The 15,240-nt window shown below is 68.5% G+C and carries 16 protein-coding genes and 3 tRNA genes; 7 read left to right on the forward strand and 12 right to left on the reverse strand.

The genetic code is table 11. The features are described from left to right. Positions 1–409 precede the first annotated feature (409 nt). On the forward strand, positions 410–613 hold the full coding sequence (locus OCT48_RS17900; protein ID WP_263590490.1) for a hypothetical protein: 204 nt from the start codon (positions 410–412) through the stop codon (positions 611–613). 413 nt (positions 614–1,026) lie between these two features. Next, on the forward strand, positions 1,027–1,257 hold the full coding sequence (locus OCT48_RS17905) for a hypothetical protein (protein ID WP_263590491.1): 231 nt from the start codon (positions 1,027–1,029) through the stop codon (positions 1,255–1,257). A 546-nt stretch (positions 1,258–1,803) separates the two neighbouring features. Here OCT48_RS17905 and OCT48_RS17915 read toward each other — a convergent pair. From OCT48_RS17915 to OCT48_RS17945, 7 genes are all read right to left on the reverse strand, one after another. Then, positions 1,804–1,879, reverse strand: a tRNA-Thr gene (locus OCT48_RS17915). 47 nt (positions 1,880–1,926) lie between these two features. Next, positions 1,927–2,001, reverse strand: a tRNA-Gln gene (locus tag OCT48_RS17920). Positions 2,002–2,007: 6 nt separating this feature from the next. Continuing rightward, positions 2,008–2,083 (reverse strand) — tRNA-Phe (locus tag OCT48_RS17925). A gap of 93 nt (positions 2,084–2,176) precedes the next feature. Next, a complete protein-coding gene (locus OCT48_RS17930) occupies positions 2,177–2,449 on the reverse strand; it encodes an oxidative damage protection protein (protein WP_263590492.1) in 273 nt (90 codons plus the stop codon). 3 nt (positions 2,450–2,452) lie between these two features. Continuing rightward, a complete protein-coding gene (mutY, locus tag OCT48_RS17935) occupies positions 2,453–3,565 on the reverse strand; it encodes an A/G-specific adenine glycosylase (protein WP_263590493.1) in 1,113 nt (370 codons plus the stop codon). A gap of 65 nt (positions 3,566–3,630) precedes the next feature. Beyond that, positions 3,631–5,979, reverse strand: coding sequence for an AsmA family protein (locus OCT48_RS17940; protein WP_263590494.1), 2,349 nt, complete (start codon positions 5,977–5,979; stop codon positions 3,631–3,633). Beyond that, the gene (locus tag OCT48_RS17945) at positions 5,976–6,428 is read right to left on the reverse strand and encodes a PanM family protein (protein ID WP_263590495.1); all 453 of its coding nucleotides are present in this window, start codon (positions 6,426–6,428) and stop codon (positions 5,976–5,978) included. Before OCT48_RS17945 ends, OCT48_RS17940 begins: the two co-directional genes overlap by 4 nt. Positions 6,429–6,623: 195 nt before the next feature. Between OCT48_RS17945 and hisB the strand changes: the two genes are divergently transcribed. The 4 genes from hisB to hisF all read left to right on the forward strand — a co-directional run bounded on the left by hisB (position 6,624) and on the right by hisF (position 9,532). Next, entirely contained in the window at positions 6,624–7,217 is a 594-nt protein-coding gene (hisB, locus tag OCT48_RS17950) for an imidazoleglycerol-phosphate dehydratase HisB (protein ID WP_263590496.1), read from the forward strand. Between the two features lie 28 nt (positions 7,218–7,245). Further along, positions 7,246–7,887 carry an imidazole glycerol phosphate synthase subunit HisH gene (gene hisH, locus OCT48_RS17955; RefSeq protein WP_263590497.1) on the forward strand — a complete coding sequence of 214 codons (642 nt, stop codon included), beginning with the start codon at positions 7,246–7,248 and terminating at the stop codon, positions 7,885–7,887. 116 nt (positions 7,888–8,003) lie between these two features. Beyond that, entirely contained in the window at positions 8,004–8,756 is a 753-nt protein-coding gene (hisA, locus tag OCT48_RS17960; protein WP_263590498.1) for a 1-(5-phosphoribosyl)-5-[(5-phosphoribosylamino)methylideneamino]imidazole-4-carboxamide isomerase, read from the forward strand. 2 nt (positions 8,757–8,758) lie between these two features. Then, positions 8,759–9,532, forward strand: a complete 774-nt coding sequence (gene hisF, locus OCT48_RS17965; protein WP_263590499.1) for an imidazole glycerol phosphate synthase subunit HisF — start codon at positions 8,759–8,761, stop codon at positions 9,530–9,532. A gap of 276 nt (positions 9,533–9,808) precedes the next feature. Here hisF and OCT48_RS17970 read toward each other — a convergent pair whose 3' ends face one another. Further along, positions 9,809–10,390 (reverse strand): YjaG family protein, encoded by a 582-nt coding sequence (locus tag OCT48_RS17970; RefSeq protein WP_263590500.1) that lies wholly within the window; start codon positions 10,388–10,390, stop codon positions 9,809–9,811. Between the two features lie 182 nt (positions 10,391–10,572). Continuing rightward, on the reverse strand, positions 10,573–10,866 hold the full coding sequence (locus OCT48_RS17975) for an MGMT family protein (RefSeq protein ID WP_263590501.1): 294 nt from the start codon (positions 10,864–10,866) through the stop codon (positions 10,573–10,575). A 50-nt stretch (positions 10,867–10,916) separates the two neighbouring features. Between OCT48_RS17975 and OCT48_RS17980 the strand changes: the two genes are divergently transcribed. Next, on the forward strand, positions 10,917–11,609 hold the full coding sequence (locus OCT48_RS17980) for a type 1 glutamine amidotransferase (RefSeq protein WP_263590502.1): 693 nt from the start codon (positions 10,917–10,919) through the stop codon (positions 11,607–11,609). A 3-nt stretch (positions 11,610–11,612) separates the two neighbouring features. On the opposite strand, the gene mnmH is transcribed toward OCT48_RS17980, so the two are convergent. The 3 genes from mnmH to radA form a co-directional block, all read right to left on the reverse strand. Next, positions 11,613–12,737 carry a tRNA 2-selenouridine(34) synthase MnmH gene (mnmH, locus tag OCT48_RS17985; protein WP_263590503.1) on the reverse strand — a complete coding sequence of 375 codons (1,125 nt, stop codon included), beginning with the start codon at positions 12,735–12,737 and terminating at the stop codon, positions 11,613–11,615. Then, complete coding sequence (selD, locus tag OCT48_RS17990) at positions 12,734–13,771, reverse strand: selenide, water dikinase SelD (RefSeq protein ID WP_263590504.1); 1,038 nt, start codon at positions 13,769–13,771, stop codon at positions 12,734–12,736. The genes mnmH and selD overlap by 4 nt, the downstream gene beginning before the upstream one ends. Before the next feature lie 88 nt (positions 13,772–13,859). Next, positions 13,860–15,239 carry a DNA repair protein RadA gene (radA, locus tag OCT48_RS17995; protein ID WP_263590505.1) on the reverse strand — a complete coding sequence of 460 codons (1,380 nt, stop codon included), beginning with the start codon at positions 15,237–15,239 and terminating at the stop codon, positions 13,860–13,862. Position 15,240: the final 1 nt, after the last annotated feature.

Consider the following 15,240-nt stretch of genomic DNA (forward strand, 5'->3'; position numbering starts at 1 on the left):
ACTGTGCCTAAGCTGAGAAAGCCTGGATGGTGTTCTTTGCATGACAAGTCAGGGGGTGGTTAACCCCTTTCGCCCGCCCGACGTGGCGGGCGAACGATTCATCTCGATGACGGGACGTCCTGTTGATTCGCTCCAGCGGGAAGCAGAGAGAGCGCGGGAAGTTGCTAGGCATCCAGAAGCGTGCACGCTTCGGCACCCTCCATGGCAAGTAATGCTCACTTCACCCCATGGGTGAGCATGTTGCCCACCAACACCACGGTGGGCTTTTTTTGTCTGCGACAAAAATGCTAAGAAAAATTAGAAAAGCATCAAACACCTCTCGGCGCTTACGTGAAATAAACTATTGTTTCATGAAATTACAATGGCCGCTGAGGGATGGTGGATGCACAGGCCGGCTGCCGAGACACGAATGTCAGCGGATGATCTCGAGGCGTTCGATCATCGAGCCTTCGACGTGATTGGGGCGACGCCCCGTCACAAGCATGATCCCCGCGCGGGGATCTATGTCGTCTTGAAGGAGGAGTCCCCCTACGCCAGCCGGCTGCTGGTCGAGGTGGACGATCCCGACTGCCTGATCGCCCTCTCTGAGCTCAGGCGCCGCCTGGACCTGTAGTCTCTCCGGCCAATGGGAGGAGGCATGCCGAGCACTAGCCCTATCCGTCTCTCGGCGGGGTGAAGACACCCTGTCGAATGCCACCGGGACAAGAGGACCCTAACTCATTTTTCTGGTAAATGGTCAGGCGTTTTTCCGAGGATTCTCCCGACAAATGATCCGGCAGCGACTGATAAAAAGCATGCCCCTACGGGACCTCTACAGGGCGGATTGCCCAATGCTTTCGTCGCGAACATAAGCCGGAAAAACGTTGTCCAATTGTCACGGTGATCAAGGAGTTGCCCACCACGATGCTGGACGTGCCTGTTGCTCTTGCTCCGTCGTGACCCACACCCGAGACATGCCATCAGCGGCGCCGTTTACAAAAACACAAACTATCTTTTCAATTGGTTGAACTAACAGAAGCGCCGCCCATGCAGAAGCCAGCCTCCGAGAGGTATATCTCGGTTGAAGACCTCGATGGCATCGATCACCTGGCCTTTGACGTGATCGGTGTCATCCCCCGCAACCAGCGAGATCCTCGCTACGGACTCTATGTCGTCCTGAAAGAGAAACCGCCCTTTGCCACCCGGCTGCTGATCGAGGTCGACGATCCGGATAACAAGCACGTCCTCGCCCACCTGAGGCGCTACCTCAAGCTGTAGCCTCCCGGCACGCTCTCGTCGTTATGCACGGGCCGTTCTCTGTCGCCCCCCGCCGGCGTCGAAAGATCGGCAAGCTGTTTGCCGAGTCCTGCAAGGCTCTTCATTCGGCTAGCCAGGAGACTCGCATAGATCTCCCCGAGGGGCAGCTGACCCAGGTACTTCGCCATACCTTCGCCAGCCAGTTCATGATGAACGGCGAGCAACATCCTGGTCCTTCAGCGCATCCTGGGCCATCAGTCGATCACCATGACCATGCGCTATGCCCACTTCGCCCCGGACATCTCGAAGATGCGACAAAGCTGAACCCGGCTGTCACACTGCTGCAAGAATCCTGAGCAATGATAAGGGTGCTATTGACGCAAGCAATGGCAGCACTCTGAGAGGTTCCCGACTAGGAGCATTTGACAGGCCCGCCATATTGGCGGGTCCTTTTTTTGGCAGGCAGGTTGTCCACGCCCCATGGGTAGCCGTAGACAGACACAAAAAAACCGCCTCGATGGGCGGCTTCTTATATACTGCAACTCGTTGTAAATCCCGATGTTTCGATGGTGCCGGCACCAGGAGTCGAACCCGGGACCTACTGATTACAAGTCAGTTGCTCTACCAACTGAGCTATGCCGGCTCGGGACCGACTGCGGGTCGAGATGCAGAACGGAAACGGGGTTGACGTGGCTGGGGTAGCAGGATTCGAACCTGCGCATGCCGATACCAAAAACCGGTGCCTTACCGCTTGGCTATACCCCAGCATTGTGGTGGCCAGAGACGGAATCGAACCGCCGACACGGGGATTTTCAATCCCCTGCTCTACCAACTGAGCTATCTGGCCCTCGCCAACGGTGCGTATTAAACCCCACCGGCCCGCTCGCGTCAACCCTTTCCGTTTCAAAAAGATGGCGGCGCCAGTGGGATCCTCCAGCGGTCACGATTCGGGGGGAACATAGCCCTCGGCCTGGTCGGTTTCCTCGTTGTCGAGGAAGCGCTCCAGCTGTTCCATCAGGTATTCCCGGGCGGAGGGCTCGAGCATGTTGAGGTGCTTCTCGTTGATCAGGCGGGTCTGCAGCGCCTGCCACTCCTCCCAGGCCTTCTTCGAGACGCTGGCCTGGATCTCCTGGCCCTTCTTGCCGGGTAGCGGCGGGAACGGCAGGGCTTCCAGCTCCTGCTGGTACTTGCGGCAGAAAACGGTCTGGCTCATCGGTCACTTCTCCTGGACATCGGAACGGGGATTCTCGGGTGCGGACAGGGTGAAGGGCCGCAGCGACTCCAGCAAGCCCTTCACCGGGGCGGCCAGGCCGATGCTGTCCGGCGCCTCGGGGTCGAACCAGCGCCGGCCCTCGCCCACGGCGTCGAGCCGCGTCACCCGGGCCGGCCGCGGGGTGATCTCGAGGCGGAAGTGGCTGAACACGTGGGTGAACGGCGACCAGGCGGCGTCGAGCTCGGCCCGGGGCGCATGCTGGTCGAGCCAGCCCTGCAGGCCCGCCTCGTCCTCGAACTGAGGCAGGCTCCAGAGCCCGCCCCACAGCCCGCTGGAGGGGCGCTGCTCGAGCAGCACCCGCCCCTGGTCATCCTGGAGCACCAGCATGGCGGCGTGGCGCGTGGGCAGCGCCTTCCTGGGCTTGGGCTCGGGGAAGCAGCGCTCCTCGCCGCGGGCATGGGCCAGGCAGGCGTCGTTGAAGGGGCAGGCCGCGCAATCGGGACGGCCGCGGCTGCACAGCGTCGCGCCCAGGTCCATCATCGCCTGGGTGAAATCCACCAGCCGCTCACGTGGGGTGTAGTGCTCGGCCAACGCCCACAGGCGGCGCTCCACGGCCGGCCGCCCCGGCCAGCCCTCCACGGCATGCAGGCGAGTGAGCACTCGCTTGACGTTGCCGTCGAGGATCACCGCGCGCTGGCCGGTGCTCTGGGCGATGATCGCCCCGGCGGTGGAGGGGCCGATACCCGGCAGCGCGGCCATGGCCTCGAGGCTGTCTACCGGGAAGGCGCCGCCGTGCTCGGCCACCACCGTGCGTGCCGCCTTGTGCAGGTTGCGCCCACGAGCGTAGTAGCCGAGCCCGGTCCACAGGTGCAGCACCTCGTCCCGGGAGGCCGCCGCCAGGGCCTGCACGTCCGGGAAGCGCGCCATGAAGCGCTCGAAGTAGGGAATCACGGTGGCCACCTGGGTCTGCTGCAGCATGATCTCCGAGACCCACACCCGGTAGGGCGTGCGGTCCTGCTGCCAGGGCAGGTCATGGCGGCCGTGGAGCTCGAACCAGTCGAGCAGGCGCCGCTGGAAGGTCTGGGGGGCGAGGATGGCGGGCGGATGATCCGTCATGGGGCGATCTCGACACGAAAAAAAGCGCCGACGGAACGTCGGCGCAGGACTGGCTTACTAGCTGCTCACTTGAACAGACCCTCGAGGGTGTCGCGAAGTTCACTGCCGGAGCCCTCGCCGAGGCGCTCGTCGAGTTCCTTCACGGCGTCGTCGAGGCGCTTCTCGACCTCCTCGCCGGCCCGCTGGCTGGCCTCCCGGCGCAGCAGCCCGGCCAGGGTATCCTGGAAGGCCTCGCGGTCGAAGCGGCACCACTCGCTGCTGTCGCCGCCGAGCTGGCCCTCGCAGCGCACCGGGAAGGGCACGTCGACCAGCCGCGGGTTCACCTCGCAGGCGGCATCCACGGAATCGGTGAAGCGGGCGGCGGCCTTGAGGTCGAACTGTTCGCTGGCGAGATCCAGCTGGCCCTCGCCATCCAGGGCGACCCCGGGGATGGTCACCAGCAGGTCGTCGCTCTCGGCCACGCCCTCACGGATCCGGAAGCTGGCCTCGGCGCGCTCGAACTCGGTGTCCGCGCGCCACTCGCGGCTCGGGGTCTCGCCTTCCAGGCGGGCCGCGGCGGTACACAGCTCACGGGAGACGTTGACGCCGGCGATGCTGCCCTCGGCCACCCGGGTGGCCAGCCGGCCGCCCAGGGCGCGTTTGAGCTCGGCCACGCTGTTGCCGCGGCTCTCGAGCTCGCCCTCGCCCTGCAGGCGGCCGCGCAGCGGGGCGGGCTCGCTGCTCAGGCTATCCAGCAGCGAGCCCAGGCGGACGTTCTCCACCCGCGGCGTCAGCCGCCAGTGCAGGGGCATCTCGCGCGCGTCGAGCTCGCCGCTGGCGGCGAGGTTGCCGTCGTGGAAGTCCGACTCGAAGGCCGCCAGCCGGTGGCGACCATCGCTTCCCTGGAGGGTCAGCTCGACGTTCTCGAAGGTCTGCTCCATGAACGTGAGCCGGCCGAGCACCAGGTGGGCGTCGAGGACAAGCTCGCCCAACCACTCGGCGGGCACCAGGCCACCGGTCTCCTCCTGGGCGGCGGCGCTCTGGATGAGCGCCCTCCCGGAGGCGGTCATCGGCGGGCCGTTGGTGGGCGGCAGGTAATCGTCCAGGTTCAGGCTGTCGCCCTTGAGGTCGGCCGCGAGGCGGGAGCCGTCGAAGCGCCCGGCCAGGTGCCCGTTGAAGGTGCCGCCGTCGAGGCTCAGCGTCAGGTCGTCGAGGGCGAGGCTCTCCAGGTCGCCCTCGACCGAGCTGGCCAGGGCCACCTCGCTCAGCGCCTGGTTGCTGGCCGTGGTCGGCATCGCCTGGAAGCGGATCAGCCAGGGCCGCAGCGACAACGAGGCCAGACGCAGCTGGCCCTCGTAGCTGGGTGTCTGGCGCAGCTCGTTGATGGCCAGGTTGCCGCTGGCCTCGAGGCCGTCGGGGCCGGTCAGCTCCATCTCCCGCAGCCGGGCGGTGTCCTGCTGCAGGTTGGCGTCGAGCTGGAAGGCCAGGGTCAGCGGCAGGCGCTTCTCGCCGAGGCGCGGGTGGAGCAGGCTGAGTTCCAGCTGGCTGCCGCTCGACTTGATCTGCCCGCCGGCGAGATCCAGCACCAGTTCCTTGGCGCTGAGCCGGCCCTCCTGGGCCTCCTCTTCCTCCTCGTCGCTCGCAAGACGGGTGGTGGTGTCCAGCTTCAGGTCGCTCAGCACGTGGCGGCCCTCGGCCAGCCCCAGGTTGACCCGGGTCTCGAGCTCGACCTGGCTGACCAGTCCGGCGGCGCCCTCGGCCTGGGCCTCGGCGCCGTTCTCCACCGCCACCTGCAGGCTCGCGCTGAGCGGGAAGGGACTGTCGGGATTGACGTTGCTGCCGGAGATGTCGACCTGCTCGAAGGCCAGCTCGCGACCGGCCTGGGCATCCCGATAGCGCACCCGGCCGTCGCGAACCTGCACGCTGGCGATGTTGAGCGCCACGGCCAGGCCGCCGCTGTCATCCGGGTTGGGGCCGGCACTGGCCGGCGCCAGCACGGCCTCGGCCTCCTCGCCGCGCTCCTCGAGATGCTCGATCAGCGTCTCCCAGTTGCCGCGCCCCTCGGCATCGCGCTCCAGGTGGAAGGCCAGGCCGTCCAGGGTCAGGCCATCGATGGCGATCTTGCCGCGCAGCAGCGGCGCCAGGGCCAGGCTGACCTCGGCATGGTCGAAGGCGGCGAAGGGCGTATCGTCGGCAGGCTGGGAGGGCAGGCGGGCCTCGGCGGACTCGACGCTGACCCCCAGGCGGGGATAGAAGGACCATGCCAGCGGGCCCTCCAGCTCCAGCTCGAGGCCGCTGTGTTGCCGTACCACGTCGACGAGGCGCGGCTTGAGATCCTCGGGGTCGAAGAAGGTCGTCACGAAGACAACGGCTCCCACCATGACCAGCCCGAGCACACCGATGGCGGCCAGCAGGGTTCGCAAGATTCGCTTCATTGCCCGGCTCCTTTGGGCGACAGATCCAGTTCGAAGTAGTCACCGGTCTTGGTCAACCGGTAGCCGAGACGGCTCAGCAGCAGCTGGTCGGCCATGGGCAGTCGGGGATTGGCCACGCACAGCCGCCGCCCCTCGGCATGGGCGGCCTCGCCGGTCAGGGTCAGCAGGCGCGTGCCCACGCCCCGGCGACGAGTGGTCTTGCGCACGCACAGGTGCGAGAGCCACCAGGCCTCCTGGTCACGCTGCACCGCCAGGGCGCCCAGCAGGCGGTCATTGAAGCGGGCACAGCAGAAGAAGCGACCCGCCGCCAGGTGGCGGCAGATGAAGTCCTTCGGGGGGAGCGGCAAACGCTCGGGAGGGGCGTCGGCGTAGATGCGCAGCAGGTCCTGCTGCACCTGGGCATCCGCCTCCCAGACCGCCTGGTCGACTCGGTGGAGCGTTACCGGCATGCGAGATTCTCCCTGAGGGGTGGCCGTTGCCGCCACCGCTGAAGTGGCAGGCATTGTAGCGGATGGGGGCGGCGTTTCACTATAATGGCTGTCCTGCGACGGCAGGCACATCCCTGCATTCTAGGCTCCGGACGGCGCCCGGCGTCAGGGAGCCCGCCCTCACCCCGAAAAGCGCCCAGGCGCTGGAGACCCGACATGTCCGAGCGTATCGCCACGGTCACCCGCGACACCAAGGAAACCCAGATCACCGTCACCGTGAACCTCGACGGCGAGGGCCGGCTGACCTGCGAGACCGGCGTGCCCTTCCTCGACCACATGCTCGACCAGGTGGCCCGCCACGGCCTGATCGACCTGGACATCAAGGCGGTGGGCGACCTGCATATCGACGACCACCACACCGTCGAGGATCTCGGCATCACCCTGGGTCAGGCCTTCGACCAGGCGATAGGCGACAAGTGCGGCATCTACCGCTACGGCCATGCCTATGTGCCCCTCGACGAGGCGCTGTCCCGGGTCGTGGTAGACTTCTCGGGTCGCCCGGGCCTGTTCATGGACGTCGAGTTCACCCGCGCCAGCATCGGCCGTCTGGATACCCAGCTGTTCTGGGAGTTCTTCCAGGGCTTCGTCAACCATGCCCGGGTCACGCTGCATATCGACAACCTGAAGGGCTTCAACGCCCACCATCAGGCGGAAACCATCTTCAAGGCCTTCGGCCGGGCGCTGCGCATGGCCGTCGCCGAAGACCCGCGCATGGCCGGCCAGATGCCGTCCACCAAGGGCAGCCTGTGAGACCGCCGACCGTTACGAGGAGCGCCCCATGACCATTGCCGTCATCGACTACGGGATGGGCAACCTGCATTCCGTCGCCAAGGCACTGGAACATGTCACCCACGAGCATGTAGTGGTGACCCGCGACGCCCGCCGCATCCATGGCGCCACCCGCTTGGTCCTGCCCGGCCAGGGCGCCATCCGCGACTGCATGGGCGAGCTCGAACGCACCGAGCTGCGCGGCCTGGTCCAGGAACTGCTCGACCAACAGTCCAAGCCGCTGCTGGGGATCTGCGTCGGCCAACAGATGCTGCACGACCACAGCGAGGAGAACGGCGGCATCGACTGCCTGGGCTTCATGGGCGGCGAGGTGCGCCGCTTCCCCGCCGACATGCGCGACGACCAGGGCCATCGCCTCAAGGTGCCGCACATGGGCTGGAACCTGGTCCGTCAGCACCACGAGCACCCTCTGTGGCAGGGCATCGACGACCAGGAGCACTTCTACTTCGTGCACAGCTACTACGTGGACGCCGCCGATGACACCCAGGTGTTCGGCACCACCGACTACGGGCGGGTCACGGCCCACGTGGCCACCGGCCGCGACGCCACCTTCGCCGTGCAGTTCCACCCGGAGAAGAGCTCCCGGGCCGGCCTGAAGCTGCTGGAAAACTTCGTACAGTGGATGCCCTGAACGGCACCGCCGAGTGCCCGGGCGCCGCTCATCGCGCCCGTGACGACTTTCCAGGGCGCCCGCTGCCGCGCCCATGACAACAGGGCGCCTGCTGCCGCGCCCCAAGAGGACTGGACATGCTGGTAATCCCCGCCATCGATCTCAAGGACGGCAAGTGCGTCAGGCTCAAGCAGGGCCGGATGGACGACTCCACCACCTACGGCGACGATCCGGTGGCCATGGCCGCGCGCTGGGTCGAGGCCGGCGCCCGGCGGCTGCACCTGGTCGACCTCAACGGTGCCTTCGAGGGCGAGCCGGTCAACGGCGAGGCGGTCACCGCCATCGCCCGCGCCTATCCCGAACTGCCGATCCAGATCGGCGGCGGCATCCGCTCGGCCGCGACCATCGAACACTACCTGGAGGCCGGCGTCTCCCAGGTGATCATCGGCACCAAGGCGGTCAAGGAGCCGGCCTTCGTCACCGAGATGTGCCAGGCCTTCCCCGGCCACGTGATCGTCGGCCTGGACGCCCGCGACGGCTTCGTCGCCACCGACGGCTGGGCCGAGGTGTCCAAGATCAGGGCCACCGACCTGGCCAAGCGCTTCGCCGATGACGGGGTCTCGTCCATCGTCTACACCGATATCGCCCGGGACGGCATGATGGGCGGCGTCAACGTCGAGGCCACCGCCGAGCTGGCCCGCCAGGGTGGACTGCCGGTGATCGCCTCCGGCGGCGTCACCAACCTGGACGACCTGCGCGCGCTGATCGAGGCCGGGGAGCCGGGCATCCTCGGCGCCATCACCGGCCGCGCCATCTACGAGGGCAGCCTGGACCTGGCCGAGGCCCAGGCGCTGTGCGACGAACTCACCGGCCAACGAGACGGGAGCTGACCATGGGACTCGCCAAGCGCATCATTCCCTGCCTGGACGTCGACGCCGGCCGCGTGGTCAAGGGCGTCAACTTCATCGGTATCCGTGACGCCGGAGACCCGGTGGAGATCGCCCAGCGCTACAACCAGCAGGGTGCCGACGAGATTACCTTCCTCGACATCACCGCCAGCCACGAGGACCGCGGCACCACGGTGGAGATGGTCGAGCGCATCGCCGGCGAGGTGTTCATCCCGCTGACCGTGGGCGGGGGCATCCGCACCTGTGAGGACATCCGCACCATGCTCAATGCCGGCGCCGACAAGGTCTCGATCAACACCGCGGCGGTGAACAACCCCGAGTTCGTGCACGAGGCCGCCGAGCGCTTCGGCAGCCAGTGCATCGTGGTGGCCATCGACGCCAAGCGGGTCTCCGCGGAGGGCGAGACGCCGCGCTGGGAGATCTTCACTCACGGCGGCCGCCGCCCCACCGGCCTCGACGCCGTGGAATGGGCGAAGAAGATGGTGGAACTCGGCGCCGGTGAGCTGCTGCTCACCAGCATGGACCGCGACGGCACCAAGGCCGGATTCGACATCGGCATCACCCACGCCATCAGCGAGGCGGTCAGTGTGCCGTTGATCGCCTCGGGGGGCGTCGGCAACCTCGACCACCTGGTGGAGGGCGTCAAGGACGGCGGCGCCGACGCGGTGCTGGCCGCCAGCATCTTCCACTTCGGCGAGTACACCATCCCCGAGGCCAAGCGGTATATGGCCGAGCGGGGGATCGAGATGCGGCTATAGGAAAAGGGGATTTATTGCTGCGCTCGACGACCTACAGGGACGTAGGAAGTGCGCAGGTTCGTCGGGAACGAACCTAGCTATCCTGACCGCCGGCGGTGCCGGGGCGCCGGTCCGATCGGAATCCTCATGTAGCAAGCTACACTCCGGTTCCTGCGCTCCGGCGGCGATCAGCCTCTCGTCGCTCGCGACATAAATCCTCTCTTTTCCTTTTCTGAAGAAAACGAAGGGCCCGCCATTCGGCGGGCCCTCGTCGTTGGTGCCGCCCGCGACGGCGCCCTACTCCTCGGGGCCGAGCCCCAGGTTGCTGACCCCCTCGTTGCGGCCCAGCCGGCGCAGCGCCTTGAGGCCGTCGCGGTCGAGCTCGCCCTCCACCGCCTCGAGCACCGCGTCCTGGAAGTCGTTCTCGTCCGCCATCAGCGGATGCTCGCGCACCAGGGCGGCGAGGCGCTCGCCGTCCTCCTCGCCCTCGGTCAGCTCGATAAAGGCCCGCACGCCTCCTCTAGACGTCCTGCTCACTTCCAGGACCGCCTCCGGCGCCTCGCCGCGCAGGGTGTCGAGCAGCGCCGAGATCGCCACCACCGCCTCGAGGGCCCGGCGGGCGCCGAAGCTGTCATCCTCGGCGGGCGGTTCCAGTCCGGCGAGCTTCTCCGCCTGGCGCTCGAAGTCGATGCGCGCCTCCTTGACCGCCAGGCGCTCCCAGACCAGGTCGAGCACGGCACGCAGTCCCTTCGCCTCACCGTGGCCGGTGGTCTCGGCGTAGAGGGCGTAGTTGGGCAGCAGCCGCTCGCAGAGGGCCGCCATGAAGGCCTGCTGGCGACGCGGCGGAAGCGCCTGCAGGCGCTGGAAGAAACCGCTCATGGACTCTCCTTGGAATATCGTTGTCTCAGCTCTGTCTGCCTGCTCGACCCGTAGGCTGACTCGGGGCTGATCCGGGGACAGGCCTCGAGGAGGCGCTGTGACCCCATCCCTGGGCGCTTCCGACACCATTCATGGCGGAGGACCTCCTCTTCGACCCTTTCCCCCGGCGCCCCCGGGCTTACTCAGGGCCATAACCGCTCCGGCGAGACCCGCCCCCGAACATCGAAGGCCACGCCCTCATCGATCAGCCGGCGGCGCTGCTCGTCGGCCCCGGGATGGTCGGCCAGGCGCCGCGAGGCGGTGATCACCCGGAACCAGGGCAGCTCATGCCCCGCGGGGAGCTCGCGAAGCGCCCGGGCCACCAGCCGTGGCGTGCCGCCCTCGGTCATGGCGGCGATGCGCCCGTAGGTGGTGACCCGACCCGGGGGGATCGCGGCGATGATGGTCAGTATCTGTTCCTTCAGCGCTGGCTTCATGTACCCTTCCGCAGCTTTCCCTTCGTTTCAGGCAACCGGCGAGATCGCGCATGCACTTCCACCTGCTTCAGCACAGCCCGCACCACGGGCCCGCTCGCATCGGCGACTGGCTCGACAGCATGGGCCATAGCCATACCGTCTTCCATCTGGACCAGGGCGAGCTGCCGCCGCGGCTGGCCGATGGCGATGCGCTGATCGTGCTCGATGGCCCCGAGGACGGCACCCCGCCCCCGGACTGGGAGCGCCGCGAGCGCAAGCTGATCGACCAGGCCCTGGACGGTCGCAAGCCGCTGCTCGGCATCGGCTACGGGGCGCGGCTGATCGCCGAGGCCCTGGGCGCCACGGTGGCCCGGGGCACCTATGCCGAGACCGGCTGGCACCGGGTCGTGCAGGCCCCGGAGAGCCCCTTCGACCTGCCGGACCACTTCGATGCCTTCATGTGGCACCGCGAGGTGTTCGCCCTGCCCGAGGATGCCCTGCCGCTGGGTGGCAGCCAGGCCAGCCCGCTGCAGGGCTTCACCTGGGACGGCGGCCGGGTGGTGGGTCTGCTCTGCCACCTGGAGGCCACCCTGGAGAGCGTGACCGCCATGCTCGACCACCTGCCCCGCCCCAGCGGCGACGACACCAGCCCTCACCACCAGGACCGCGAGGCGATGCTGACCGATCCCAGACGCTTCGACCGGCTGGCCCCGCTGCTCGACCGGCTGCTCTCCCAGTGGCTGCGCGCCAGGCCGGCGAGCTGAGGGTCAGGCCGGCGTGGCCCTCCGCGCGTCGCCGCGGCGGGCGGCCTCGGCGCTCCACTCCCGGGCGACGGCCAGGCAGCTCTCCCAGTCGCCCACATGCAGGCAGCGCTGGTCGTCGTGCTTCTGCAGCTGGTGGCGGTACATGGGGTCGTAGTACTCGGTGAGCAGCGGCGCCAGCCAGGCCTCGTGGGCCTGGCGGTTGCCGGCCTCGTGCTCGCGGAAGGCCAGCGCCTGGAGGCGCTGCAGGCGGGCCAGCCGGGCACTGCCCAGCCGCTTGCGCAGACGCCCCAGGGCGGTGGCGAGCTGCTTGCGCATCAGCGCCCAGCCCAGCCAGTCGCCGAAGTGGTGGCGATAGACCTCCCAGAGGTCGTCGATGTAGTCCTTGTGGATCTGCGCCAGGCGCCAGTCCAGCGACATCTCGACCCGCACCCGGGGCGCCTGCTCCATGCCCCGCCAGAAGGCCAGCGGCACGTTGGCCGCGCCGATATGGCGCGATTCGTCCTCCACCACCACCGGGCCCGGCAGCGCCAGCAGGCGCCGGCCCATGGCGTTCTCGAAGTCGATCTGCGACGGCGCCGGCAGGGGATGCCGGCCGAAGGCCGAGCCCTTGTGGCGGGCGCAGGCCTCCAGGTCCAGGCCGCTGTCGAGGGCCTGGATCAGGCTGGTCTTGGCGCAGCCGGTGAGGCCGCCCACCACCAGCAGCGGCTGGCCGGCCGCGGCGTCGATGCGCTCGCACAGCGCCTGGCGCATGGCCTTCCAGCCGCCGCGGATGCGCGGCCGCTCGAGGCCCGCCTCGGCCAGCCACTGTTGGGCGACCTGGGAGCGCAACCCGCCGCGAAAGCAGTAGATGATGGCATCGGGATGGACCTCGAGCAGGCGCCGCCAGGCCGCGACCCGGGCGGCCTTGATGCCGCCGCTGACCAGCCGCTCGCCCAGCGCGATGGCGGCCTGCTGGCCGGCGTGCTTGTACTCGATGCCGACCCGGTGGCGTTCCTCGTCGTCCATCAGCGGCAGGTTGACGGCGCCGGGCAACGCGCCATGGGAGAACTCCACCGGCGCACGCACGTCGATCAGCACCCGCTCCTCCCGAAGCAGGTCCAGCGACGGCTCGACCAGCGGTAGGCTCATCCCTTCACCTCGATGCGCGCCTCGCCCTTGGCGGCGACGACCTGGCCGAAGGGCTCGAGCTCGAGGCCGTGGTCGCGGCCGACGCGCTCGACGTCGTCCTCCCAGGAGGGATGCACCGACAATAGCAGGCCGCCGGAGGTCTGGGGATCGCACAGCCATTGCCAGTGGACGTCGTCCATGGCCGGCAGGGCCGCGCCCAGGGCATCGCGGTTGCGCTGGGTGCCACCCGGCACCGCGCCCTGGCGGCGGTAGGCCTCGGCCTCGGCCAGCCGCGGCAGGCGTCGGAAGTCGATCCGGGCGGCGACGCCGCTGGCCTCGCAGACCTCGGCCAGGTGGCCGGCGAGGCCGAAGCCGGTGACATCGGTCATGGCGTGCACGCCGCGGATCCTGGCCAACTCGGTGCCGATGCGGTTGGTCTCCAGCATGCTGCGCCGCGCCAGGCCCTGGTGGCCGGCCTCGAGCAGCCCCCGCTTCTCCGCGGTGGTCAGCATGCCCACACCCAGCGGCTTGGTGAGGTAGAGCAGGTCCCCGACCTGGGCGCCCTTGTTGAGCTTGAGGTGCTCCAGGTCGACCAGGCCGTTGACCGCCAGGCCGAAGATCGGCTCGGGCGCGTCGATAGAGTGGCCGCCGGCCAGCGCCAGGCCGAGCTCGCGGCACACCGCCTGGGCCCCGGCCACCACGTCGCCGGCGATATCGGCGCCGAGCTTGTCGAGGGGCCAGCCGAGGATGCCCAGCGCCAACACCGGCGAGCCGCCCATGGCGAAGACGTCGCTGATGGCATTGGTGGCGGCGATGCGCCCGAAGTCGAAGGGGTCGTCGACGATGGGCATGAAGAAGTCGGTGGTGGCGATCATGCCGCGGCCGTCGCCCAGGTCGTAGACGGCGGCGTCCTCGCGACCCTGGTTGCCGACGATCAATCGAGAATGGCTGGCGCCCGGCCCGGCCTTGGCGAGGATCCCGTCCAGGACGTCGGGGGCGATCTTGCAGCCACAGCCGGCGCCGTGGCTGTACTGGGTCAGGCGGATGGCACTCATCTCGTTCTCCTTGGCGTCGATACCGGCATTCTACAACACAGCGCCCCCGGCCCGTCGCTGGACGCCGATTTCACGCTGCGCCGATGGGCTACAACGCTTCCAGGGCATCGGCAAGCTTGTCCACGGCCACCACCTCCATGCCCGCCGGGGCCTGCCTGGGGGCATTGGCGCGGGGCACGATGGCGCGTCGGAAGCCGTGCTTGGCGGCCTCGACGATGCGTTCCTGGCCGCTGGGCACCGGGCGGATCTCGCCGGACAGGCCCACCTCGCCGAACACCACCAGCTCCCTGGCCAGGGGCCGGCTCTGCAGGCTGGAGACCACCGCCAGCAGGACGGCCAGGTCGGCGCTGGTTTCCAGCACCTTGACCCCGCCCACCACGTTGAGGAAGACATCCTGGTCGCCGGTGAACAGGCCACCATGGCGGTGCAGCACCGCCAGCAGCATGGCCAGGCGGTTCTGGTCGAGGCCCAGCGCCACCCGCCGTGGGTTGCCCAGCGCCGAGTCGTCGAGCAGTGCCTGGACCTCCACCAGAATCGGCCGGGTGCCCTCCCAGACCACCATCACCAGGCTACCCGGGGCCTGCTCCTCGGTGCGCGACAGGAAGATGGCGCTGGGGTTCTTCACCTCCTTGAGGCCGTGCTCGAGCATGGCGAACACGCCCAGCTCGTTGACCGCGCCGAAGCGGTTCTTCTGGCCGCGCAGGGTACGGAAGCGCGAGTCCGCCCCGCCCTCGAGCAGCAGCGAGGCATCGATCATGTGCTCGAGCACCTTGGGGCCGGCCAGGGTGCCGTCCTTGGTCACGTGGCCGACCAGCAGCAGCACGGTACTCGACTGCTTGGCGAAGCGGGTCAGCGCCGCGGCGGACTCGCGCACCTGGGCCACGCCGCCCGGCGCCGAGGCGATGTCCTCCAGGTGGGTGGTCTGGATCGAGTCGATGATCAGGATGTCCGGGCGCTCGCGCTCGGCCACGCCGAGGATGGTCTCGATGCTGGTCTCGGCGAGCATCTTGAGGCCCTGGGTCGGCAGCTGCAGGCGATGGGCGCGCATCGCCACCTGGGACAGCGACTCCTCGCCGGTGACGTAGAGCACCCGGCGCTGCTGGGCCAGCTTGCAGGCGGTCTGCAGCAACAGGGTCGACTTGCCGGCGCCGGGGTGGCCGCCCAGCAAGACGGCGGAGCCCGGCACCAGGCCGCCGCCCAGCACCCGGTCGAACTCCTCGAAGGTCGAGGACAGCCGCGGCACCTCGCCGAGATCGACCTGGGCCAGGTCGACGACCTCCCGGGACAGGCTGCCGGCATAGCCGCCGCGGCCCGCCGCACCCCCGCCGCTCGCGGCGCCGGGCCGGGCCGCCGAGAGGCGGACCTCGCTCAAGGTGTTCCATTCCTGGCAGCTGCTGCACTGCCCCTGCCACTTGCGGTATTCGGCACCGCATTCGGTGCACACGAAGGCGCTCTTCGCTTTGGCCATG

The sequence above is a fragment of the Halomonas sp. M4R1S46 genome (assembly GCF_025725685.1).
In the GTDB taxonomy this organism is placed as follows: domain Bacteria; phylum Pseudomonadota; class Gammaproteobacteria; order Pseudomonadales; family Halomonadaceae; genus Halomonas.